The following is a 22,511-nucleotide window of genomic DNA, read 5'->3' as shown; positions in this document are numbered from 1 at the left end:
CGTGAACGCACTCAAATCACTTTTGGGAAACAGCGAAGCGATGCGCGGCTTGCGCGCCTTGATCAGCCAGGTTGCGCCGACGGATATTTCCGTGCTGGTGATCGGCGAAAGCGGCACGGGCAAAGAGCTGGTGGCGCGGGCACTGCATGACCTGTCTCCCCGCCGTTCCAAGCCGCTGCTGTTCGTGAATTGCGGCGCCATTCCGCAGGGAATTTTCGAGAGCGAAGTCTTCGGCCACGAGCGCGGCAGCTATACCGGCGCGGAGAAGCTGCGTTTAGGCTACTTCGAACAGGCCGACGGCGGCACACTGGTGCTCGACGAGATCGGCGAGATGCCGATGGGCGCACAAGTGAAGCTGCTGCGGGTGCTTGAACAGGGTGAGTTCATGCGTGTCGGCTCGAGTTCCATCCGCAAGGTAAATGTGCGCATTATCGCCGCGACGCACGTCGATCTGATGGCGGCGGTAGCGCGCGGCGATTTCCGGCAGGATTTGTATTACCGGCTGAAGGCCGTAACCGTAACCGTTCCGCCGCTGCGTGACCGCGCCGAGGATATCCCCTTGCTGTGCGATCATTTTCTGAAGCTGTTCTGTGAGCGGAATCACCTGGCCGAACCCGTCATCTCCGACGAAGCCAAGCAGCTTCTGAAGGGTCAGTACTGGAGCGGAAACGTGCGTGAACTGCGCAACGTGGTAGAAACGGTGCTTACCCTCGAGCGCGGCGTATCACTGCTCAAGGCGGAGCATTTCAGGCCGCACCTGCCGAATGGAGCCACGGCGTCCAACCTTCCCGTGCTGGTACATCGTTCGCCGGAGGCACTGGAACAGGAATTGCTGCTGCGTACGTTGCTGGATCTGCGCCGGGAAGTCGGCGAGGTCAAGACCTTGCTGGTGGCGGCCATCAGCAGCAGCCAACCGACACAGTCGACAGCCGAGTCGGTCAAGCTGCGGGATATGGAACGGGAACAGATTCTGCGCACTCTGAATGAAAACAGAGGCAACCGCCGCAAGACGGCTCGCGATCTCGGCATTGGCGAGAGAACACTTTACCGGAAACTGAAGGAATATGAGATCCTTTAGAGTGATTGTGCTCATGGCCGCACTGGCCTTGACAGGCTGCTACTCGTTTCGCGGCCAAAGTGCCGGAGCGATAAAATCAATGGCCATTCCCACTTTCGAAAATGAGTCCACCGAGTTCGGCCTGGCGGAACGTGTGACGCAGCAATTGACCACAGGTTTTCAGAGCGACGGCACGCTGCGCGTTACCACGGCGGATCAGGCCGATGCGGTGCTGCACGGGACCGTGCTGCGCATCGAAGATCTGCCCTATACCGCGCGCGCCGACCAGACTGTGGATGAATACCGTTTTTCCATGACGTGCCAGATTGAGCTGATTGACAACAAGACGCAGACGCCGATCTGGACACAGACGAATACCGAGTGGGCCATTTATCCCTACAACGGCTCACAGGAATTCCGCGATCAGGCGATTCAGGAAGCCGTCAACAAACTGCAGCAAGACATTCTTAACCGAATTGTGGGAAGCTGGTAAATGCAACTTATTGACCTCGACTCCAGTAACATGTCCGAGGCTGTCGCAGCGACAGCCGAGGCGGCACGGCGGGGCGACCTGATCCTTTTCCCGACCGACACGGTGTACGGTCTGGGGGGTATGGCCTTCAGCAAGCGGGTGCTGGAAAAACTGAGAAGGATTAAGCCCGAACGAGGCGGAAAGCCGACGGCAGTTTTGATCGACAATATCATTCGCATGAGCCAATGCGGCGGCGACGTGCCGGGGCAGCGGCTGGTCGCGCTGGCCGAGACGTTCTGGCCGGGCCCGCTGACGATGGTGTGGAAGGCGTCCAATGCCATTCCCGCGGAGTTTCAGACTACGGATCACTCGCTGGGATATCGCGTGCCGAATCATCCCTTTCTGCTGGAACTCCTGCGTGAATTGGAGACTCCGATGTGGGCGACCAGCGCCAATTTGCCGGGGCATCCCGCGCCGCGAATCTATTCCGAAATCAAGGAAGCGGTCCTCAATGCTTGCGATCTGGTGATCCAGACGAAGGAATTTCTTACGGGCAAGGCGTCCACGGTGGTGGACGTGCGCGGAAGAGAGCCGCTGATCATCCGCGAGTCGGGCGTGAAGGAAAGTGACATCCGCAAGATCTGGAAGAACGCTTAGCGCTGCCCGTTCACTACTTAGAGGAGACTGAATTGAAATATAGGTTACAACGCCACCGCGCCGCGAGGCCCGTTCTTCGCGGACTCGCAGTTCCGGTCCTTGTACTCTGCATGTTTGCCGCCGGATTGCCCCGGACCGCACGCGCGGAAGACGCCGCACCGGCTCCTCAAATGTCGCCGGTCCATTGGATCGGCGAGGTTATCAACTACCGGGTGGCCTTCGGCGTGATTCCAGCAGGCGCGGCTCGCCTGTCCGTGCTGGACACGACCACGCTGGACGGTCATACGGCGGTGCATGCCATTTCTACCGCGCGCTCGGCCAAGGCTTTTGACGTGGTTTACCGTGTGCGCGACTCCATCGAGACATGGTTTGACGCTGACTCCGTCTACAGTCTGCGTTTCCACAAGCGGCTCAGCGAAGGCCGTTTCCACGACGATCAGAAAGTGGTGTACGATCACGCCAATGGACTCGCGCAACTGTGGAGTCGTGGCAAGGAAAAGCCGGTGCAGAACGTGGATCCGCACGTGGTGGACGTGCTGGCCGCCGGCTACAAGGCGCGCACCGTGCCGCTGTCCGTGGGAGACACGATTCTGTTCAAGACCCACGATGTCGACAAGGTTTATGATCTGCTGGTGTTTGTGCGCGGGCGGGAGACGGTGGAGACACCCGCCGGAAGGTTCGACTGCTTCAAGGTGGAACCGGTGCTGAAGAGCGGCGGCCTGTTTCAAAAGGAAAAGAGTGCCCGCGTCTTCATCTGGGTGACCGCCGACCAGCGGCGCATTCCGGTGCAGATGCAGTCCAAGGTGTCTTTCGGATCGGTAACCGCAACGATGGACGCTTATACACCGCCGACGGGCCACACGCCCTGACGATTCCTTCCGTATCCCACAGGATTCTTCATGTCGCGATACAAAGAAATTGATCTCAGCGGGGTAACGACCTACTCCGTGCAGCAGCGATTCTCGAAAGTGGAGCGCGACGAGTTTGCACGCCCACTGGAGAGCGGTGCGAGTTTCGCCGATTTCTGGGCTTCCCTTCCGGATTTTCTGGCGGTGAAAGAGCTGCGGGAATTCGTGGGACATGTGCAGGATGCCCGGGGCCGCAAGCCGATTTTGTGGATGATGGGGGCGCATCCCTTGAAGGTTGGACTCTCGCCGGTGTTTCTCGATTTGCTGCGCCAGGGGTTCATCTCCTCGGTCTCATCGCACGGCGCGTTCACCGTGCATGATTGCGAAATTGCGCTCTTCGGACGAACGTCTGAGGATGTGGCGGATGCGTTGCGCGACGGCCGTTTCGGCATGGCGCGGGAAACGGGAGACTTTTTCCGCCGGGCCGTGGCGACGGTGCATGACAAGCGGCTCGGCCTGGGCGAGGCGCTGGGGGAAGCGCTGGTCCGCGAGAACGCGCCCTTTGCGAAGGATTCCATGCTGGTGCAGTGCCTGGAGGCGGGCGTTCCGGTGACGATTCACGTGGCGGTGGGAACGGACATCGTGCATGAGCATGCAGGGCTTTCCGGCGCGGGACTGGGTGAAGCGTCGTACCGCGATTTCCTGATTTTCTGCCACATGGTTTCGCAGCTTGGCGAGGGCGGCGCGGTAATCAACGTCGGCAGCGCGGTGATCATGCCGGAGGTTTTTTTGAAGGCGCTGGCGATTGCGCGCAATCTCGGGTTTCCCAGCCACAATTTCTACACGGCGAATTTCGACATGGTGCAGCATTACCGTCCGCAGCAGAATGTGGTGCGACGCCCCACGATGACCGGCGGGAAAGGTTACGCCTTCACGGGACACCACGAGATCATGATTCCGCTGTTCGCCGCGGCGCTCAAACAGCCCGCGCCGAAGTAAGCAGGGTAGCAGATACACAGAAGAGGCCGACGATGCATCGTCGGCCTCTTCTCATTTATTCAGGCTCATCGCTGAGGATCTGTGTTCGCCGCGCACCCTTGACGGGTTTCAGCAAACCAAGCCAGTGGATCAAGCGGTGACGGACTTGCAGGCGGATGTCGGCGCGATCAACGGTCTGCACCAACTCTTTGGGCGTGATGATCCGGGGATCATAATAAACGCGAACCGTCCTGGGCGCGGGATCGGGCCCGGCCCCGCTCACTCCCTTCCGCCCTTCCAGGACGGACAGCACGCGCATCATTCAAAGGCCGCACAGCAGCCGCGGAACGCGCAGCCGGAGACACCGGATGCCGCCGGCGCGGCCGGTCAGTGAATCATCGACGCCATGCGATTCCACCGGATGAACTCCCAGAACTTGCTCATCGGCACGAACTTGTTGACGCTGAGATAGATCACCAGCGCTTCGCCCACGACGTCGTCCTCGCTGAGAAATCCCCAGTAGCGCGAGTCGGCGGAGTTGTCGCGGTTGTCCCCCATGGCCCAGAAGTGGCCGGGAGGAACCGTAATCGGCCCGTAGTTGTCGCGGTTCCAGTTCGCTCCCGGAGGCGCGAAGATGTCGCGATCCATGATGTTCGCCGGCAACGTCGGCTTGGTGAACTTGGAGTGCGGCGGGTTGACAAACGGCTTGCCGTCCACATAGACCTGCGCTTCGCGGATTTCAACCGTCTGGCCGGGCCCCGCGATACAGCGTTTGATGTAATTCACGCGCTCCGTGTGCTCCTTCTGCTCGGAAGTCATGCGGTTCCACATCGGAGACGGCGGATACTTGAAGACGATAATATCTCCCGGAGTGACTTTGCGCGGTCCGGGCAGGCGAGTGGCGGGAATATGAAACCCGATTTTGGTGAAGGGAATGCCGATCCAATCCGGGGTGTGAATGCCGTAGACGAACTTGTTGACCAGCAGGAAGTCACCGATCAGCAGAGTATCTTCCATCGAGCCCGTCGGAATGCGGAACGCCTCCACCGTCGTTACGCGAATGAAAAACACCATCAGCACGAGCGTAACAATAAACTCCGTCCACTCACGGAGTACGCTTTTGCGGCGCGGCGGTTCGGGCCGGGTTGGCATCGATTGCTGGGGGCTCTTTTCTGTGGGTAGTTGCACGAATCAACCTCTGTTCACTAACTCTAACGTCCGGGACCTGCTCACTCGGCCCGCAGGATGGCGAGAAACGCGTCCTGCGGAATTTCCACGTTTCCGATAGCCTTCATGCGTTTCTTGCCGGCCTTCTGCTTTTCGAGCAGCTTCTTCTTACGGCTGACATCGCCGCCGTAGCACTTGGCGAGCACGTTTTTGCGCATCGCCTTCACCGTTGAGCGGGCAATAATCTTCGATCCCAGCGCCGCCTGAATAGCCACGTCGAAAAGCTGCCGTGGAATCAGCGTTTCAAGGCGGTCGCACACGCGGCGTCCCCAACTGTAGGCTTTGTCGGCATGCACGATCACCGACAACGCGTCCACGACCTCGCCATTCACGAGAATGTCCAGCTTGGTCAGTTCGCTCTTCCGGTAATCGAGGAACTCATAGTCGAACGAGGCGTAGCCGCGGGAGACGCTTTTCAGCTTGTCGTAAAAATCAAAAATAATTTCCGCCAGCGGAAACTCATAATGCATGTTCACCCGCTTGGCGTCGATGTATTCCGTGTTCATGTGCACGCCGCGATGCTCAATCGAGATCTGCATGATTTGCCCGATGTACTCTTCGGGCGTGATAATCGAGGCCTGGATGAACGGCTCTTCGAGGGTCTGCACTTCCATCGGCGACGGCAGCAGCACCGGATTGTCCACCAGTTTGAGCTTGCCGTCCAGCATGATGGCGCGGTACTCCACCGACGGCACGGTGCACACAAGGTCGAGATTGTATTCGCGCTCCAGCCGCTCTTGTACAATTTCGAAATGCAGCAGTCCGAGAAAGCCGACGCGGAATCCGAAACCGAGGGCGATGGATGTTTCCGGCTCATAGAGGAGGGCGGAATCGTTCAGACGCAGCTTCGCCAGTGAATCGCGCAGCACCTCGTAATCGTTGGTGTCGGAGGGATAGACGCCGGCGTAAACCATCGGTTTGACTTCGCGGTATCCCGGCAGCGGTTCGCCCGCGGGCTGCGACGCGTCAAAGATCGTATCGCCAACGCTGATGTCGCGCACGTCGCGGCACCCCGTCACCACGTAACCGACATCTCCCGCGGTGAGGGCTTCCTTTTTGATCTGCTCGAGGCGCAGAATCCCGACATCGGTGACGTCGAATTCCTTCCCCGTGGCCGTGAACCGGATGCGGGTCCCCGGTGTAATGCGGCCATCCACGACGCGCACATAAGCGATGGCTCCGCGATAGGACTCGTAGAGGGAATCGAAAATCAGCGCGCGCAGGTTTCCTTCCGGATCTCCCGTGGGCGGCGGCACGCGTTCCACCACGGTTTTAAGAATCGATTCGCAGTTTTGTCCGGTTTTGGCGCTGACCATCAGCACTTCTTCTTCCGACACGCCGAGCAGGTCCGTGATCTGCTTCGTCACTTCCTCTACGCGGGCGACAGCCAGGTCGATCTTGTTGAGGACCGGAATGATCTCGAGATTGGCGTCCATCGCCAGATAGAGATTGGAGAGAGTCTGAGCTTCAAGGCCCTGCGTGGCATCGACGACCAGCAACGCTCCTTCGCAGGCGCGCAGGCTGCGGGACACCTCATAGGTGAAGTCCACGTGGCCCGGGGTGTCGATCAGATTCAGAGTATAGTCCTGACCGTCACTATGATGATAATTCATGGTGATGGCGTGCATCTTAATCGTGATGCCGCGCTCCTGCTCCAGATCCATCGAATCCAGCACCTGCTTGCGCATCTGGCGGGGATCGATGGTATGAGTCAGCTCGAGCAAGCGGTCCGCAAGGGTGGACTTGCCGTGATCGATATGAGCGATGATACAGAAATTTCGGATTCGTTCAAGCATACGTGTCGAAGTAAATCGTCCGGCGTTGGATCACGTGATTTCAAGGGGCATCACAACCCACAGAATAATGTAAAGCAGCAAACCGCTTCCGCCGACCAGCACCAGTGCCAGGAAGACCAGGCGCACGATGGTGGGATCGACGCCGAAATAGCTCCCGAGTCCGGCGCAGACACCGGCGATCTTGCGTCCCTGCTGCAAGCGCATCAGGCGGCGCTCAGAAGGCGCGCGTGGAATTTCCTGATGCGGAACCTCAGAGGCACCGGCGGGCACGGCCGCAGGCGCGGGCTCAGGGTTCTTCCAGAAAATGATGATGAGACCGATGGCAATCAGCACCGCGGAAACCACGATGTGAAAGCTGAACATATGCCAGAACCACGGCATAAAGGAATCCAGCAACGCCAAAGCGCCCACGATAATCAGCAGAGCGCCCACCGTGGCGCGAGCCCGAGAGCGCGGCGGCTCGTCCGCGAGGAAACCCGCAGGCTGCTCGTCCTCAAGAGGAATCATCATCCACGCGAGCAGATAGAGCAGAATGCCGGCGGCGCCAAAAGAAATCAGCGTCAGCGCCACGTAGGCGATGCGCACCAGCACCGTATCCCATCCGAGATATTCCGCCAGTCCGCCACAGACTCCCGCAAAGACCCGGTTGCGGCGGGAGCGCGTCAGGCGGCGTGCAGCAGTCTCCATGCCTGTGTCCTTACGTCTGGTAGGGAAGGATTTCGAGAATCTTCCACGACACTGTTCCGGAAGGGATCTGAATCTCCACCGTCTGCCCGACCTTGGCGCCGATCAACCCGCGCGCCACGGGCGACTGGTGGCTGATTTTCCCTTCCGTGGGATTCGCCTCGGTTGCAGACACCAGCGCGAATTCGCGCGTGGTTTTCTTGTGGGTATCCATCACGCGCACCCGTGTAAAGGGCCGGACCTGATCGGTGTTCACGCTGTTCTCATCGACGAGCACGGCGGAGCGGATGGCCACCTCCAGTTGCATGATCTTTTGATCGATCCGGGTCAGCTCCTCACGCGCCGCATGGTATTCCGCGTTCTCGGAAAGATCACCGTGGGCCCGCGCCGTTGCGAGCTGCTTGACCATCGCGGGACGTTTCGTGTTGCGCCAGTCATTCAACTCGGACTGCAACTTTTCCATCCCGGCTTTGCTCACATATTCCCTGTCCAAACTCATCTCCACCTATGGTACACGTTGAAAGTAATCGTTGAGACCGCGCGCAACTCCTTGTGCCAGAGCGCGGAGAAAGACGTCCGACCGCAGCAATTGCTCTTCGGGCGGGTAGATCAGATAGGCCGCCTCGATGAGCACTGCGGGAAAATCCGTTGGCCGAACCACGGCCAAATTCGCATCGTACAGGCCGTCATCGGCAAGCTTTCCGTCCGTTAGAAGTTGCGTGTGCAGCGCCACCGCCGCATCGCGGGACTGCGATTGATAGTAATACGTCCCAGTGCCATGACGCAGCAACGGATTCTGGCTGTCGGGCAGCGCGTTGCAGTGCAGGCTGAGAAAGAGATCGGGATGAAGCCGCTCTGCCAGTCGCGTCCGGTCGTACAAAGCAACATCAGTATCCGTCTCGCGCGTGAAATAGACGACCGCACCCTTCCGGCGCAGCTCCTTGCCCACCATTTCCGCCCACTTCAGAACAACATCCTTCTCCTCTGTGCCAAGAGGGCCAATGGTTCCGGAAGATGCGCCGCCATGCCCCGGATCGAGCACAATCACCTTTCCGCGCAACCGGCGATCTTCAGGGAAGTACGGAGCCCGAATATGGATTCGCAAGCTGTCGTTCGCGAAACTCACCGTATAACCGCGAGTGATATCCTGCGCACAGCGAATGTCCAGTTGCAGTCTGCCGGGAAGTTGTTCCCATTCGACGCCGCTCAGAAACTCATCGCGGACATCGTAGCGGATACGGTTGCTTCCCGCCAGCGCGCCAAACAGCGTGACTCGCAGCGAGCGCCGGTCGGGGCTCAGCGTGGAGATCCACGGCACCGGCCGGCTTGCGCCAATGGCTATTATAGAGGCAGAGCCGGAACGGCTGCATACTCCGTTTCTGAGGAGCAGGGGGATGAGACGGGATGACGTATCCAGCGTTGCCGAGGAACTCTCCAGCAACTCCTCCAAGCCCTCGCACAGCTTCACACGATAGTAGCCATCGGTTTGCCCCACCGCCAGCACTCTGCATCCGGAATCTGGAAACACATGATAGGTGCCATCCGGCGCCGAACGGGTGTGCGCGTTGTTGGCCGTTACGCGGAGAACGCGCGGGAACGTTATGTTCTCAGTAGCCGCTGCGGACACCGGCACCGTCGTGTCGGAAACAACCGCGTATGGAAAACTCAGCGTTGCCGCACGTTGACCTTTTTGATTCAGAACAAAATCCCAGGATCTTTGCCCGGCGGCCTTTCGCAACGGCAGCCATGCGAGAAACGCACCGCGGCTATCGAATGAAACCGGAGCGCCGTTCACCGACAACTCACCGGAAGGCGGCTCCACGCGGCCCAGCACAAAGGTCGAGTCCAGCGTGGCGGCATACACGTGCGTGCGCGCGGCGCCTTCGGCACGCGGGTAGACCAGAACAATCTGCGACGCCATCAGAGCCGGCGACAGAATCAGCGCACAAAGCACCGCGAGCGATATCCGCTTCATTGCTGATCCGTAATCAGGCGGATGCCGTCCAGGACAAGATCGGGCTCCACATGCCGCATCCGAGCGCAATGCGGCTGAAGCAGCAGCGCAAATCCTCCGGTGCCAATCACGTTAACCGCCATGCCCACTTCCAGCTCGATTCTGGCGACGAGGCCGTTGACCATTTCCACCGCGCCATTGAGAATCCCGGATTGTATCGCCGTGACCGTATTGCCGCCGATTACTTTTTGCGGAAACTCCGGTTCGACTCGCGGCAGAAGCGCGGCTTTTGTGTGCAGGGATTCCAGCGCGGTCATCAGACCGGGGGCGATCAGGCCGCCCAGATAAACAGCATCGGCGCTCACCACATCAAAGACGGTGGCCGTTCCGAGATCCACCACCACCAGCGGCCCGCCATATTTTGCAAAGGCGGCCACAGCGCCGCAAAGCCTGTCGGGACCGACCGAGGCCGGGGGATCGTAGGCGATGCGCAGATTCCGCACGGAGTCGGCGCGGATAACCAGCGGTTCGAGGCGCAACCGGCTCTTCGACATCGACACATAGGCCGCCGTAAGATCGGGCACAACGGAAGAAATCGACACGGCGTCCAGCGCCTGTAGGTCGACGCCGCTGCCTTCGAAGAACTGACGCAGGCTGATCCACAACTCGTCGCCGGTACGCGCGGCACGGGTCGCCATGCGCCAGCATTCCCGCAGGGACACGCCGTCGAACAGGCCGAGCGTGGTGTGCGTGTTGCCGATGTCAATCGCTAAGAGCCGGCGGCTCACGATGTGAGGTCTCCCGTAAAAAGTTCGTGAAGAGCGCCTTGCTCATCCCGCAGCATAAGCTGGCCGTGACTGCCTAACCCCTCAAATGTCCCCGTGATCGATTCCCCGGATTCCTGCCGAGTGATGGCGCTGCTGCGGGCCGGACCGAACGACTCCCAGTGCGCGGTCAGCACGTCAAAGCGCCGTTCCAGAAGATCGTCGAACAGCGGCTCCCATTGATTAAGCATTTCCGCCAGCAAAATCTCGCGCGGTACACGCTCTCCGGTCTCCGCCAGAATGGACGTCGAACGGTCGCGGCACTCTTCGGGGAAGTCCTCGCGGCGCGTATAGGCGTTGATGCCGACACCGACCACTGACGTCGACTGCATGCCGTGAATCACGCTCTGCCCAAGCACACCCGCCACTTTTCGACTATTGATCTGCGCGTCGTTGGGCCACTTGACGGACACCCGGTGCAGCGCGCCGAATCGCTTGTGAAGCACACGCGCCAGTGAGATGGCCGGCGTGAGACTCAGGAATCCCAGCGATGTGTTGTCGGCAGGATGACGCAGCAGAACCGTGAACAGCAGCGAGTCTCCCGGAGCATCATGCCACGTGCGTTCGCGGCGTCCGCGTCCGCTGGTCTGATGGTCCGTTACAATGATGCCGCCGGACATCGTGAACTGCGCCTGATTCTCCATCAACCAGCGATTGGTAGAATCCAGTTCTTCGAGCCAGACGGATTCCCGGCCAAAGCGACGCGTGGTCAGATGCAGGTTGAAGAGTTTGGAATCCCAACTCATGACTGGTCGCGGAATTCGCCCCAGACGCCGCGCAGACCGTCTGCGATCTCGCCGAGGGTTGCGTACGATTCAACCGCCTCAATCAGAAACGGCAGGAGGTTCGCGTCACTCTCTGCGGCGGCGCGCAACCGCGCAAGTCCGGCGGCGACGCGCGCATTGTCGCGGCGGGCACGGAGTGCAGCAAGCTTTTGCTTCTGCCGCTCCTCCAGTTCAGGATTGACCCTGAGCAGCGGCGGCGAGACTTCCGCATCGTCGGCGAAGCGATTCACCCCAACCACAATGCGTTCGTGGGATTCTATCTCTTTCTGGTAGCGGTAGGCCTCGGTCTCAATCTCGTGCTGGAAGTATTTTTTCTCAATGGCCGGGATTGCGCCGCCCATGGCATCGATGCGCTGCAAATAGTCCCATACGCGTTCTTCAAGCTGCGCGGTCAGCGTTTCCACGAAGTAACTGCCGCCGAGGGGATCCACCGTGTCGGCAACACCGGATTCATGCGCGATAATCTGCTGCGTGCGCAACGCCAGCCGCGCGGAACTCTCCGTCGGCAGCGAGAGCGCTTCATCCATCGCATTGGTGTGCAGACTTTGTGTGCCGCCCAGCACCGCCGCCAGCGCCTGAATGGTCACGCGCGCCGCGTTGTTCATCGGCTGCTGAGCGGTGAGGGTGCATCCCGCCGTCTGAGTGTGAAAGCGCAGCATCATCGAGCGCTCATCATGAGCGCCGAAGCGCTCCTTCATGATCCGCGCCCAGATGCGCCTCGCGGCGCGGAACTTGGCCACTTCTTCAAATAACTGATTGTGACAGCCCCAGAAGAAGGCCAGTCGCGGCGTGAACTCATCCACATCCAGCCCCGCCTGCCGGGCCGCATCGACGTACGCAATGGCATTGGCAAAAGTGAAAGCCAGTTCCTGCACCGCGTTCGATCCGGCCTCACGAATGTGATAGCCGGAGATCGACATGGAATTCCACTGCGGCAGATGTTCGCGGCAATAGCCGACGATATCCGTAACCAGGCGCATGGACGGGCGCGGCGGAAAAATGTATGTGCCGCGCGCGATGTATTCTTTCAGAATATCATTCTGAACTGTTCCCGCGAGCTTCGCTTCTGGAATGCCCCGGCGGCGCGCCACCGCAATATAGAGCGCCATGAGAATCGCGGCGGTGGCATTGATCGTCATGGAGATGCTGATGCGGTCCAGCGGGATGCCATCCAGCAGAGTCTCCATGTCATCGAGACTGCAGATGGCCACACCGACGCGTCCGACTTCTCCCGCCGCCACTGGATGATCGCTGTCGTAGCCGATCTGCGTCGGCAGGTCGAACGCTACCGAAAGCCCGGTCGTGCCCTGCGAGAGCAGGTACTTGTAGCGGGCATTGGACTCTTCAGCGGTCCCGAATCCGGCGTACTGCCGCATCGTCCATAGTTTGCCGCGATAGAGATTCGGATGAATGCCGCGCGTAAACGGGTAGAAACCGGGATAGCCCAGTTCCTCGGGCGGAGCGTCATCATAGAGACGCTCGACCTCGATGCTGCTGTCCGTTGTGAAGACCGGTTTGCGCTCGGGATGGCGTGCCACAAGCTGGCTGACCGCGCGCATCCAGCGCTCGCGCGCCGCATCACGCTGCTCGGCGGAAGGGTGAATGGGTGAAGGCGCCTGCGTTTCCATCAATCCAGCACCATCAGCACGTCGCCCTTTTCCACAGGCTGGCCTTTGCGCACGCGAATTTCGCGCACGGTTCCGTCAATCGGCGCGCGAATCTCATTTTCCATTTTCATCGCTTCAAGAATGATGACGGCGTGACCCTTTGTGACATGCCCGCCGATTTCCGCCCCGATGCGCACAATCAATCCGGGCATGGACGCCCGGACTTCCGCGTGCTGATGCACCTCTTCAGCGCCGCCGAGGAACTGCTTGAGTAACCGTTCGCGATCCGTCTCGATAGCTACGGGCAATTCCCTACCCTGATAGGAGACGAAGCTCTCCGGCGTGCGTTCGAACACGGCGCGGAACATGTCGCCATCCTTGCGAAAGGTCAATCCGCAGTGGCCATCCACGGCCACGTCCGTGATGTCCACCGCCACGCCGTTGACGAGCGTGCGGTCGGGAAGAATATCCACGGTGTATTCGCGTCCACCGATTTCTACTGTCAGTCGTTCACTCATGGATGTGTTTACGCGCCTCCCATCGCACGTTTCTTCCCCGAGGCGCGCCATGCGCCATCCTGCGGAGTGACGCCATTGGCCGTGGGCGTCGCCGCATATGCTCGCTCGGACATTACGGTGACGTGGGCCAGCGCCGCCGCCAGAGTCTCTTCGTGCTCCACCGGCTGATTCTGATCGGCCAGGAAGTTCTGATAGAACTCCGTGTCCCCCGAGCGCGTGTGATAGTCGCCTTTGGCGAAGGCGTCACCCTTAAGAATATGCAGGCAGAACGGAATATTTGTGCGCACGCCCGCAATCTGATATTCCTGCAAAGCGCGGATCATCCGCACCCGCGCGGCCTCACGCGTCTCGGCGCGCACAATGAGTTTGGAGATCATAGGATCGTAGAAGCGCGTCACTTCGCCGCCTTCGCGCAGGCCGCTGTCTTCACGAATGCCGGGGCCGCTGGGCGGGCGCAAACGCTTGAGCACGCCGGTAGACGGCAGAAAGCCGCCGGGCACGTCTTCCGCATACAACCGCACTTCAATGGCATGACCGCGACGCGTCACCTCGTCCTGCGACAGACTTAGCTTCCCGCCCGCCGCGACATCCAACTGCATCCGCACCAGATCCAATCCGGTGATCTCTTCAGTCACAGGATGCTCGACCTGCAGCCGAGTGTTCATTTCAAGGAAATAGAACTTGCCGTTCTCATCGAGCAGCATTTCCACCGTACCCGCATTCGTGTAACCACAGGCCTTGGCCGCGGCCACGGCGACGTCGCCCATGCGCTGACGCAGCGTTGAACTCACGGCCACCGACGGCGATTCTTCGATGATCTTCTGATGCCGCCGCTGGATCGAGCACTCCCGTTCGCCCAGATAGACAACGTTGCCGTGCTGATCGGCCATGATCTGAATTTCGATGTGCCGGGCGCGTGGCAAGTACTTTTCACCGTACACCGCGCCGTCGCCGAAAGCCGCCGCGGCTTCACGCCCCGCCGCTTCAAACGCATTCCACATCTCTTCACGGCCATGCACGACACGCATGCCCTTTCCCCCACCGCCGGCGACCGCTTTGAGTAGGATTGGATAACCAACCTTCTTGGCGAACAATTCGCCGTCCTTCGCCGCGCGGATCGGACCCTCGCTTCCGGGCAATATCGGCACGTTCGCCTTCAACATTAACGCTCGCGCCCCGGTCTTCGATCCCATGGCGGCGATGGCGGAGGCGGGCGGTCCAACCCAGATCAGACCTGCTTCGGCCACGTGCTGCGCGAAGACCGCGTTTTCGGCGAGAAACCCATAGCCGGGATGCACCGCCTCGGCCTTGGTACGCGCTGCAACGGCCAGCAAACGGTCCTGCCGCAGGTAGCTTTCGGTAGCCGGAGCGGGGCCGATGTCGTGCGCTTCATCCATTACGCTCACGTGCATCGCATTGCGGTCCGCCTCGGAATATACGCCAATCGTCCGGATTCCCATTTCGCGGCAGGTACGCGCGATGCGCACCGCGATTTCTCCCCGATTGGCAATTAATACACTCTTGATCATGAAGCAAGCGCCTCCGGATGTGCCATGAAGTCGGTCAAGTTGAGACGCAAGGGAATGCGCACTTGTCCCACATCTTTTCTTTCGTAAAGCAAATAGCCGTTCGCCAGGGCGAACAGCAACAAGTCCCGCGTAATTTCCACGTCGTGGATACAGTATTCCGTCACCAGATCCATCTGTCCGGCCTTAAACCACTCCAGCGATTGCAGGCCGTCCGCACTCTTTGCGGCATTCAGAGTAGCTCGTGCCAGCGTATCCAGCTTCAGCCGCCTGCCCAGCGAACCCGTGACCGCAGTCAGCAGATCCAACGTGTGCAGGCGGTTCAGGTTCTCGAAGGTATACCCGCGCAACACCTCGTAATCGAAGCGCACAACATTGTACCCTACCACCAGATCGGCACTCTTCAAATGCGCCAGCAGGTCGGCCACACGCGATTCATCGTAGGTTGATATCTCGCCCGTGAGACTATCCCACACGGCGCCAACGGCAAGCCGCATGTGGCGGGCTTCGGACCAGCCTCCTACTTCATCGGCGGAGCGTTGCGTTTCGAGGTCGAAGACCAGCACACGTTTGCCTGCGGGGATGGACTGCGGCTGCCAGTCGATCACTTCAACGGCTTCTTGCGGCGCTTCAGCCACGATGGCCGCTTGCGACTCTTCCACGTCCTCGTCTTCGCCGGGCTCGCGCAACAGATATTTCAGCGCGCGAATCGACGCCTGTTTGTCCAGCGGCTTATTGCCTGAGCCGCACTTGGGCGACTGAATGCAGGAAGGACAGCCGTCTTCGCATGGGCAGTTCTCGATCAAGTTCAGCGTCCGCCGCAGCAACTCTTCAATGATCGAATAGTTGTATTCGGCAATCCCCGCCCCGCCCGGATAACCGTCATAGAAAAAGATCGCGCCGCCGGTAAGCTGCTTATGCCGCGTGAAGGTAATACCACCCACATCATTGCGGTCGCAGAGTGCAAACAGGGGAATCATCGAAATCGCTGCATGCTCCACCGCGTGAATGCCGCCCATGAAATGCAGATCATCTTTGGCAAGCGAGTCGCCAAGGGCCGTGGGAATTTCCACCCAGATGCTGCTGGTGACATAACTCTGCGGCGGCAAATCGAGCGGCTCTACGGAAAGCAGTTCCTGCGAATAGACGCGGCGCCGTTCGAAACTGTGATAGGTCTCGGTAACCTTCACTTTGCCGACATGAACAACAAACGACCGCACAGTTTTGCGCTCGCGGTCGTCGATGATCTCCGTCTGTTTCTCCGACCGCACCATCGTGTAGATGGTGGTTTGCACAGGGCGCACGCGCACCTGCTTCTTTTCGAGGTCGAGCTTTTCTACAAAGAACTGTTCGCCGCGGTGCAGATAAATTGCGCCTTCGTGGCATTCGCGGAAGACGGAGCCGCCGGAAATTTCTCCCATGGGACGCGGATTATCGGCGCACATGACTTCGAACGTGCCGCCGATATTGCGCAGGCTTACGGCGCTGTGCGGACGGCTCGCCCCCGAAAACCATTGCTGTCCCGACGCGCTCCGCACCAGCAGTCCCTGGCGTTCCAGATCTTCGATCACATCCTTATGGCGCACCACGTCGATGTACGGGTCTTCCGTCATCAACGGGATCTCCGCCGCCGCGGCGGGAAGATGCGCCTTGAGAATTTCTTCGTTGGAGTTGTTGATCAGCGCCGACTCGAACGAGCGCCCTAAGAGCTGCTGCGGGTTCGACAGGAAATACTGGTCCAGCGCATCGTACCCTGCCACAAGAAAGATCACGCTCTCGTCGCCGCGCCGTCCCACGCGTCCCGAACGCTGCCAGAAAGACATCATGCTGCCGGGATATCCGGCCAGAATGCAGACGTCCAATCCTCCGATGTCAATGCCGAGTTCCAGCGCGCTGGTGGACACCACTCCGCGCAGCACACCGCTGGCCATCTTTTGTTCGATTTCGCGCCGCTCCTCGGGCAGGAATCCCGCGCGGTAAGAACTCACGTGCGCGGCAAGATCAGGGCGCGTTTCGATGATCGAGCGGTAGATGATCTCAGTGTTTACCCGCGACTTGGTGAAGACAATCGTCTTCAGCCCCTGGTCCAGCGCCTTCATGAACAGCTTGGTCACCGTGCTCGTCATCGTCGTCTGCGAATTAACGAACACCACGTCCTTGCCGCCCAGCGGCGCGCCGGACTCCTGAATCAGGGTGAAGGGGCGGTCCGTCAGGGTTTGCGCAAGTTCCAGCGGGTTGGCAATGGTCGCCGAGAGACAGATGAACTGCGGATGCACGTCGTGATACGCCAGCAGCCGCGACAGCCGCTTGAAGACTTGCAGAATGTGCGACCCGAACACTCCGCGATACGCATGCAGTTCATCGATCACGATGTACTTGAGCCGCCGGAAGAAATGGTCCCATCCCTGATGATAGGCAAGAATCGCCTGATGCAGCATGTCGGGATTGGAAATCAGAAAGTGCGGCGGCTTCTGTTTGATCCTGGCGCGCAGATTCTTCGCGGTGTCGCCGTCATAAATCTCCGCCGTCAGCGGCAGCACGTTCGCGAGCTGCTTCTGCCAGTGGGCGATCTTGCCGCGCTGGTCCTGTTCCAGTGCCTTCAGCGGAAAAAGCACCAGCGCGCTGCTCTGCGGATCCTTCAGAACGGCTTCGGCGACAGGCAGAAAATAGGTCAGCGTTTTGCCGCTGGCCGTGGGTGTAACCACCACCACATTTTCACCCCGGCGCACGGCCTCAATCGCGGAGGTCTGATGCGAATAGAGCTGCTGAATTCCCAGCGACGCCAGCCCGTCACATAACGGCGCGGGCAGCGGGGGATTCAGCTCTCCATACACGGCATCCTTCGGCGGCAGGGATTCGCGGAACTGAATTCCACGCTGCAACTCCGGATCAAGACTCGCAATCAATCTGTCAATCGAGATCACGCCGTGACCGCCTTCACTCACAACAAGCCCGAATTCCGATAGCTCTCATAGGTCTCGCGCAATGTCTGCTCGCGCGACCATGTGCATGTAAAGCCCCAGGCGCTGCGGATCTTCTCCACAGAACACCTCCACTCCGGCGCAAGGATTTCGCGGAACTTGTCGCCACTCAGAAGCTGGGGTTTGCCGCTCAGTGAGGCATAACGATCCGCAAGACTTCCAACGATGCGCACCACACATTCCGGCAGCAGCAGCGGTCGCACCTTGCGATGCGCAAAGCCGGCTATGATTGCCGCCGCCTCGCCCCAGTCCAGCGCCTCGTCATGCGCCACGAAATAGATCGTGTTGGCTCCCTGTTCCGCCTCCCCGGCAACGCGCAGCGCCCGCGCCACGTCATGGACGCCGGCAAAACTGTATCGCCGGCGTGCCGTGCCGAATCGCGGATAAATTCCGTAGCGCACCACGCCGCGAAAGAGCGGGACAAACTGTTCATCGCGCGGACCGATGATGGACGGAGGCCGGATCACAATCCACTCCATTCCCCCCGCTGCGTCAATCACTGCTCTCTCCCCCGCCAGCTTGCTGCGTCCGTAGTCCGAGATCGGTGCGGGAACATCATCCTCACGCGCCGGCTTTCCCGGAGAAGAAGGTCCGGCGGCTGCCTGCGACGAACACAGCACCAGACGCCGGACTCCGCTCTTTGCCGCCAACTGCGTGAGCTGGCGCGTCGCGTCGGCATTGATACGGAAGTACTCACTCGCCTGCACGGCCTTGGTCAGTCCCGCGCAATGCACCACCACATCGCAGTCCTTCACGGCTTCCGCAAGCGACGCTGGGTCCGTCAGCGTGCCGTATGCCACCTCAATCGGCAGTTTCTCCAGCCAGCCGAGCTTGGCAGGATTGCGCACCAGCGCACGCACGGTCCACCCTGCCGCAAGGTACTTTTCAACCGTGTGGCTGCCAAGGAATCCGGTTCCCCCGGTGATCAGAACGCGCCGCGTCATGCCGGTACCAGAGCGCGCAAATCCGCCGGAATCTTGACCGGACTTCCCGCGGACGAAACAAAACAATGTTCGGTGAATCCTTCCGCCAGCAATTCCTGATCTGCCTGCCGCCGCACGGCATAATCGAAGCGCACGCGGAACGCACTGGGCAGGGTCATGCGCGAGTGGATGTCGAGCACGTCATCGTACTTCGCGCCCCGCACATACCGGCAGTGCGCCTGCACGACCGGCAATCGCAGACCGGAATCCTCGATCTCGCGGTAGGCACGCCACGCCGCACGGATCAGCTCCGTACGGCCCACTTCAAAATAGAGAAAATACGTTCCGTAGTACACCCAGCCCATGGCGTCCGTTTCCCCATAGCGGACGCGCAGCGAGGTGACGCCGTCGAGGCCCGGCTCGTCAGCCTTCGACCCAGAATCCGATCTTCTCATACTTCTCGTGCCGTGCAGTAACGAGCCGCCCCGGTTCCATATTCTTCAGACGGGTCAGGGTATCGAGAATCCGCTTGCGAATTCGCTGCGCCGCCAGATCCGGATCCGAATGCGCACCGCCCACCGGCTCTTCGATGATGCCGTCAATCACCTTCAGACCCAACAAATCCTGCGCGGTAAGCTTCAAGGCCTCGGCTGCCTGTGCCGCCTGTCCCGCATCGCGGTAGAGAATCGACGCACAGCCTTCCGGCGAGATCACCGAATAGATCGAATGCTCCAGCATGTGAATTTCATCGGCCACCGACAGCGCCAGCGCGCCGCCCGAACCGCCTTCACCGATCACCACCGCAATCACCGGCACGGGAAGCCGCGCCATCTCAAACAGGTTCCGCGCAATCGCTTCGGCCTGTCCGCGCTCTTCCGCGCCGAGCCCGGGATAAGCGCCGGGAGTGTCGATCAGCGTCAGCACCGGGCGGTTGAACTTGGCAGCCAGCTTCATGAAGCGCAGCGCCTTGCGGTAACCTTCGGGGCTCGCCATCGCAAAATTGCGGAAGAGATTGTCCTTGGTGCCGCGGCCTTTCTGGTGGCCGATGACCATCAACTTCTCGCCGCCGATTTCCGCCATGCCTGTCACCAGCGCATGATCATCGGCAAAACCACGGTCGCCGTGCAGTTCCAGCCACGAATCACAGATCCGCTGTACATAGTCAAGGGTATAGGGACGCCGCGGGTGGCGGGCGATCTGCACCTTTTGCCACGCGCTGAGACTCTTATACACTTCCTGTCGCATGTGGGCCGCTTTCTTTTCCATGCGGTCAATTTCCTGCGACAGGGATTTCATGCCCGGTCCGGCCGCAATCGCGCGCATCTCGGCAATCTTGCGCTCCAGTTCGGCCACGGGCTTTTCAAAATCGAGTACAAATGTATCGGCGAAGGAACCGCGCGCAGTGCCGACCGCACCGCGTTCCGGTGCCGGGCTCTGCTTCGCTTCCGCCGTCTGATTTGCCATATACGTAGATCCTTTCCGCAGTAGATTCGTCCGCGAACCGAACAGGGCCTCCTACCGGAAGCGCCGTTCCAGAAGCGCCACGACGTCCACTCCCATTTTTGCAATGGCCAGCGTGACCGGAGAGTAGTGCGAAGTCAGCCGCTTGTCCATAAACAGTTTCATCGAACGGTAGAACTCGCGCCGCGCCGTATCCCGCGCATGGCTCATACTCGCGCCTTTGCGGTGTTCCACCAGCGCCGATGGAACATACCAGACCTCATGACCCGCGTGCTTGAGTTTCCAGCACAGGTCAATGTCCTCGCCAAACAGGAAATAGTCCTCGTCGAACCCGCCCACAGCCGCGAACGGCTCGCGGCGAATCACCATGAAGCATCCTGCCAGCGAATCGGTCATGATTTCCAGATCCGCCGGAATGTCCCGGCGGTAATAGCCGCCCAGCCTGCGGCTCGACGGAAACATCCGGTCCAGTCCCGACAGATACCCAAGCGAATTGATCGGCGTGGGAAAACCGCGCCGGCAATAATACTGGAAGTTGCCCTGCAAATCCACGATTTTCGGTCCGCACGCCGCCGCAGCCGGACGGTGGTCGAGAAAACGCACCAGTTCGGCAATCGCTCCCGGACGGATCACCGTATCGGGATTCAGAACCAACAGGTACTCGCCCGAGGCCGCCTGCGCCGCCTGGTTGACCGCGCGGCCAAAGCCCACGTTGTCCCGGTTGCGGATCAGATGCACCCACGGATAGCGTTCGGCAATACCGTCCGCCGTACCGTCCGTCGACGCATTATCGACCACGTGACAGCCGGCCAGCCATTCGTGCGACGTCGCCTGCAGACTGTCCAGGCAAACACCGATATGCGGCCCGGACTCGAAGGTCACAATCAACGTCGACACACACGCGCGAATCGTCATCAGAGCTTGCCCAGCATAGAGCGGAGCCGCAGTTTCCAAACCATGAGCACGGCCTCGCGCACAATTGCCTTGGACATTTTCGAATTGCCCACCCTGCGGTCCACGAAGATGATCGGCACTTCCACCCAGCGGAACCCTTTCTTCCACGCTTTGAAATTCATCTCGATCTGGAAGCTGTAGCCGCCGGATTTCACGCGGTCAAGATCGATGGCTTTGAGCACGTCCACGCGGAAGCACTTGTAGCCGCCGGTCGGATCCATGATCGGCATGCCCGTAATGACCCGCGTATACTTCGAAGCGAACGTGCTGAGCAGCAGGCGCCGCAAAGGCCAGTTCACCACGGAGATTCCGTTGACGTAGCGCGAGCCGAGCACGAAATCGTAATCCTTGATCTTCTCCATCATCACCGGCAGGGCCGAGGGATCGTGGGAGAAGTCCGCGTCCATTTCGAAGACGACGTCGTAGCCGTTGGCAATGGCGTATTTGAAGCCGGCCACGTACGCCGTTCCCAGTCCCATCTTTCCGGGCCGCTCGATGAGCTTCACGTGCGGGTCCGCCGCGGCGCGTTCTTTGATCCGCTTGGCCGTGCCATCGGGAGAATTATCATCCACAAACAGGACATCCAGCCCGAGATTTTGCGCCAGCACGGCGTCCAGAATCGCGTCTACGGTATCGCGCTCGTTGTAGGTGGGAATGACAACCAATCCCTTCACAGGCGCGCTCCCTTCGCTTTGAACGCCGCCAGTTTTTCGGTCATGGCGGGATACTTCAGAGCGAGGATCCGCGCGGCAAGCACCATCGCGTTTTTCGCGCCGGCCTTGCCGATGGCCACCGTGGCCACGGGAACACCGGACGGCATCTGCACCGTCGAGAGCAGGGCATCGAGGCCGCCCAGACTGGACGCCGGCAGCGGCACGCCGATCACAGGCAGCAGCGACTCTGCGGCGCAAACACCCGCGAGATGCGCCGCCATTCCTGCCGCGGCCACGATCACTTCGGTGCCGTCCGTCGCCGCCGTTGCCAACTTCTCCCGTAACCGCTCGGAATTGCGGTGCGCCGAGAGCACGGCGATTTCGAGTTCGAAGCCGAAGAAATCGGCCAGGGACTCAACGCCTTCAAAGTACTCGCGGTCCGAAGCCGAGCCAATCACCACCAGAACTCTGGCCATCGCACAACCTCCCAAACCCGTTCACGGAACGGAGCTTACCTTGGGGGACTTAGGAAAAAGACCATCACTGTCGGGAAGACTCGTGATGGTCTGTTTCGAAAAGTAGTGATAGAGCGGGCGAGTGCCCGTA

23 protein-coding genes are annotated in these 22,511 nt (G+C 60.2%); 5 read left to right on the top strand and 18 right to left on the bottom strand.

The window, feature by feature from the left end; genetic code table 11:
- Position 1 precedes the first annotated feature (1 nt).
- The 5 genes from VGL38_02165 (at position 2) to VGL38_02145 (ending at position 4,033) form a co-directional block, all read left to right on the top strand.
- On the top strand, positions 2-1,078 hold the full coding sequence (locus VGL38_02165) for a sigma-54 dependent transcriptional regulator (protein HEY3294223.1): 1,077 nt from the start codon (positions 2-4) through the stop codon (positions 1,076-1,078).
- Positions 1,065-1,550 carry an LptE family protein gene (locus tag VGL38_02160; GenBank protein HEY3294222.1) on the top strand — a complete coding sequence of 162 codons (486 nt, stop codon included), beginning with the start codon at positions 1,065-1,067 and terminating at the stop codon, positions 1,548-1,550. Before VGL38_02165 ends, VGL38_02160 begins: the two co-directional genes overlap by 14 nt.
- Positions 1,551-2,186, top strand: coding sequence for an L-threonylcarbamoyladenylate synthase (locus VGL38_02155; protein HEY3294221.1), 636 nt, complete (start codon positions 1,551-1,553; stop codon positions 2,184-2,186).
- 110 nt (positions 2,187-2,296) lie between these two features.
- Entirely contained in the window at positions 2,297-3,055 is a 759-nt protein-coding gene (locus VGL38_02150; GenBank protein HEY3294220.1) for a DUF3108 domain-containing protein, read from the top strand.
- A gap of 30 nt (positions 3,056-3,085) precedes the next feature.
- Positions 3,086-4,033, top strand: coding sequence for a hypothetical protein (locus VGL38_02145; GenBank protein ID HEY3294219.1), 948 nt, complete (start codon positions 3,086-3,088; stop codon positions 4,031-4,033).
- Between the two features lie 55 nt (positions 4,034-4,088).
- Here VGL38_02145 and VGL38_02140 read toward each other — a convergent pair whose 3' ends face one another.
- The 18 genes from VGL38_02140 to purE all read right to left on the bottom strand — a co-directional run bounded on the left by VGL38_02140 (position 4,089) and on the right by purE (position 22,381).
- Entirely contained in the window at positions 4,089-4,295 is a 207-nt protein-coding gene (locus tag VGL38_02140; protein ID HEY3294218.1) for a hypothetical protein, read from the bottom strand.
- Between the two features lie 104 nt (positions 4,296-4,399).
- On the bottom strand, positions 4,400-5,200 hold the full coding sequence (gene lepB / locus VGL38_02135) for a signal peptidase I (protein ID HEY3294217.1): 801 nt from the start codon (positions 5,198-5,200) through the stop codon (positions 4,400-4,402).
- A 41-nt stretch (positions 5,201-5,241) separates the two neighbouring features.
- The gene (gene lepA, locus VGL38_02130; GenBank protein ID HEY3294216.1) at positions 5,242-7,035 is read right to left on the bottom strand and encodes a translation elongation factor 4; all 1,794 of its coding nucleotides are present in this window, start codon (positions 7,033-7,035) and stop codon (positions 5,242-5,244) included.
- 30 nt (positions 7,036-7,065) lie between these two features.
- On the bottom strand, positions 7,066-7,722 hold the full coding sequence (locus VGL38_02125; protein ID HEY3294215.1) for a PspC domain-containing protein: 657 nt from the start codon (positions 7,720-7,722) through the stop codon (positions 7,066-7,068).
- A gap of 10 nt (positions 7,723-7,732) precedes the next feature.
- On the bottom strand, positions 7,733-8,212 hold the full coding sequence (gene greA, locus VGL38_02120; GenBank protein ID HEY3294214.1) for a transcription elongation factor GreA: 480 nt from the start codon (positions 8,210-8,212) through the stop codon (positions 7,733-7,735).
- A 12-nt stretch (positions 8,213-8,224) separates the two neighbouring features.
- Complete coding sequence (locus tag VGL38_02115) at positions 8,225-9,694, bottom strand: N-acetylmuramoyl-L-alanine amidase (protein ID HEY3294213.1); 1,470 nt, start codon at positions 9,692-9,694, stop codon at positions 8,225-8,227.
- On the bottom strand, positions 9,691-10,461 hold the full coding sequence (locus tag VGL38_02110; protein ID HEY3294212.1) for a type III pantothenate kinase: 771 nt from the start codon (positions 10,459-10,461) through the stop codon (positions 9,691-9,693). Before VGL38_02110 ends, VGL38_02115 begins: the two co-directional genes overlap by 4 nt.
- Positions 10,458-11,243, bottom strand: a complete 786-nt coding sequence (locus VGL38_02105) for a biotin--[acetyl-CoA-carboxylase] ligase (GenBank protein HEY3294211.1) — start codon at positions 11,241-11,243, stop codon at positions 10,458-10,460. The genes VGL38_02110 and VGL38_02105 overlap by 4 nt, the downstream gene beginning before the upstream one ends.
- Entirely contained in the window at positions 11,240-12,841 is a 1,602-nt protein-coding gene (locus tag VGL38_02100; protein ID HEY3294210.1) for a methylmalonyl-CoA mutase family protein, read from the bottom strand. Before VGL38_02100 ends, VGL38_02105 begins: the two co-directional genes overlap by 4 nt.
- Before the next feature lie 68 nt (positions 12,842-12,909).
- The gene (locus VGL38_02095) at positions 12,910-13,407 is read right to left on the bottom strand and encodes a biotin/lipoyl-containing protein (protein ID HEY3294209.1); all 498 of its coding nucleotides are present in this window, start codon (positions 13,405-13,407) and stop codon (positions 12,910-12,912) included.
- Positions 13,408-13,415: 8 nt separating this feature from the next.
- A complete protein-coding gene (locus tag VGL38_02090; GenBank protein ID HEY3294208.1) occupies positions 13,416-14,936 on the bottom strand; it encodes an acetyl-CoA carboxylase biotin carboxylase subunit in 1,521 nt (506 codons plus the stop codon).
- On the bottom strand, positions 14,933-17,878 hold the full coding sequence (locus VGL38_02085; GenBank protein ID HEY3294207.1) for a DEAD/DEAH box helicase: 2,946 nt from the start codon (positions 17,876-17,878) through the stop codon (positions 14,933-14,935). Before VGL38_02085 ends, VGL38_02090 begins: the two co-directional genes overlap by 4 nt.
- A complete protein-coding gene (locus VGL38_02080; GenBank protein HEY3294206.1) occupies positions 17,875-18,858 on the bottom strand; it encodes an NAD-dependent epimerase/dehydratase family protein in 984 nt (327 codons plus the stop codon). Before VGL38_02080 ends, VGL38_02085 begins: the two co-directional genes overlap by 4 nt.
- The gene (locus VGL38_02075; protein HEY3294205.1) at positions 18,855-19,292 is read right to left on the bottom strand and encodes a thioesterase family protein; all 438 of its coding nucleotides are present in this window, start codon (positions 19,290-19,292) and stop codon (positions 18,855-18,857) included. The genes VGL38_02080 and VGL38_02075 overlap by 4 nt, the downstream gene beginning before the upstream one ends.
- On the bottom strand, positions 19,261-20,301 hold the full coding sequence (locus VGL38_02070) for an acetyl-CoA carboxylase carboxyltransferase subunit alpha (protein HEY3294204.1): 1,041 nt from the start codon (positions 20,299-20,301) through the stop codon (positions 19,261-19,263). The genes VGL38_02075 and VGL38_02070 overlap by 32 nt, the downstream gene beginning before the upstream one ends.
- A 51-nt stretch (positions 20,302-20,352) precedes the next feature.
- The gene (locus tag VGL38_02065; GenBank protein HEY3294203.1) at positions 20,353-21,213 is read right to left on the bottom strand and encodes a glycosyltransferase family 2 protein; all 861 of its coding nucleotides are present in this window, start codon (positions 21,211-21,213) and stop codon (positions 20,353-20,355) included.
- Positions 21,213-21,926 carry a polyprenol monophosphomannose synthase gene (locus tag VGL38_02060; GenBank protein ID HEY3294202.1) on the bottom strand — a complete coding sequence of 238 codons (714 nt, stop codon included), beginning with the start codon at positions 21,924-21,926 and terminating at the stop codon, positions 21,213-21,215. Before VGL38_02060 ends, VGL38_02065 begins: the two co-directional genes overlap by 1 nt.
- On the bottom strand, positions 21,923-22,381 hold the full coding sequence (gene purE, locus VGL38_02055) for a 5-(carboxyamino)imidazole ribonucleotide mutase (GenBank protein HEY3294201.1): 459 nt from the start codon (positions 22,379-22,381) through the stop codon (positions 21,923-21,925). The genes VGL38_02060 and purE overlap by 4 nt, the downstream gene beginning before the upstream one ends.
- Between the last annotated feature and the right edge of the window lie 130 nt (positions 22,382-22,511).

The organism is bacterium (assembly GCA_036504735.1).
Lineage (GTDB): Bacteria > Electryoneota > RPQS01 > RPQS01 > RPQS01 > DASXUQ01.
Note: the sequence above shows the minus strand (reverse complement) of the source record. Positions and strands in the feature narration are given on the sequence as shown.

Coding starts and splice junctions, on each gene's coding strand:
- VGL38_02160 (HEY3294222.1), top strand. CDS start 1,065: ATGAGATCCTTTAGAGTGATTGTGCTCATGGCCGCACTGGCCTTGACA.
- VGL38_02155 (HEY3294221.1), top strand. CDS start 1,551: ATGCAACTTATTGACCTCGACTCCAGTAACATGTCCGAGGCTGTCGCA.
- VGL38_02150 (HEY3294220.1), top strand. CDS start 2,297: ATGTTTGCCGCCGGATTGCCCCGGACCGCACGCGCGGAAGACGCCGCA.
- VGL38_02145 (HEY3294219.1), top strand. CDS start 3,086: ATGTCGCGATACAAAGAAATTGATCTCAGCGGGGTAACGACCTACTCC.
- lepA (HEY3294216.1), bottom strand. CDS start 7,035: ATGCTTGAACGAATCCGAAATTTCTGTATCATCGCTCATATCGATCAC.
- VGL38_02125 (HEY3294215.1), bottom strand. CDS start 7,722: ATGGAGACTGCTGCACGCCGCCTGACGCGCTCCCGCCGCAACCGGGTC.
- VGL38_02115 (HEY3294213.1), bottom strand. CDS start 9,694: ATGAAGCGGATATCGCTCGCGGTGCTTTGTGCGCTGATTCTGTCGCCG.
- VGL38_02105 (HEY3294211.1), bottom strand. CDS start 11,243: ATGAGTTGGGATTCCAAACTCTTCAACCTGCATCTGACCACGCGTCGC.
- VGL38_02100 (HEY3294210.1), bottom strand. CDS start 12,841: ATGCGCGCGGTCAGCCAGCTTGTGGCACGCCATCCCGAGCGCAAACCG.
- VGL38_02095 (HEY3294209.1), bottom strand. CDS start 13,407: ATGAGTGAACGACTGACAGTAGAAATCGGTGGACGCGAATACACCGTG.
- VGL38_02090 (HEY3294208.1), bottom strand. CDS start 14,936: ATGATCAAGAGTGTATTAATTGCCAATCGGGGAGAAATCGCGGTGCGC.
- VGL38_02080 (HEY3294206.1), bottom strand. CDS start 18,858: ATGACGCGGCGCGTTCTGATCACCGGGGGAACCGGATTCCTTGGCAGC.
- VGL38_02075 (HEY3294205.1), bottom strand. CDS start 19,292: ATGAGAAGATCGGATTCTGGGTCGAAGGCTGACGAGCCGGGCCTCGAC.
- VGL38_02070 (HEY3294204.1), bottom strand. CDS start 20,301: ATGGCAAATCAGACGGCGGAAGCGAAGCAGAGCCCGGCACCGGAACGC.
- VGL38_02065 (HEY3294203.1), bottom strand. CDS start 21,213: ATGACGATTCGCGCGTGTGTGTCGACGTTGATTGTGACCTTCGAGTCC.
- purE (HEY3294201.1), bottom strand. CDS start 22,381: ATGGCCAGAGTTCTGGTGGTGATTGGCTCGGCTTCGGACCGCGAGTAC.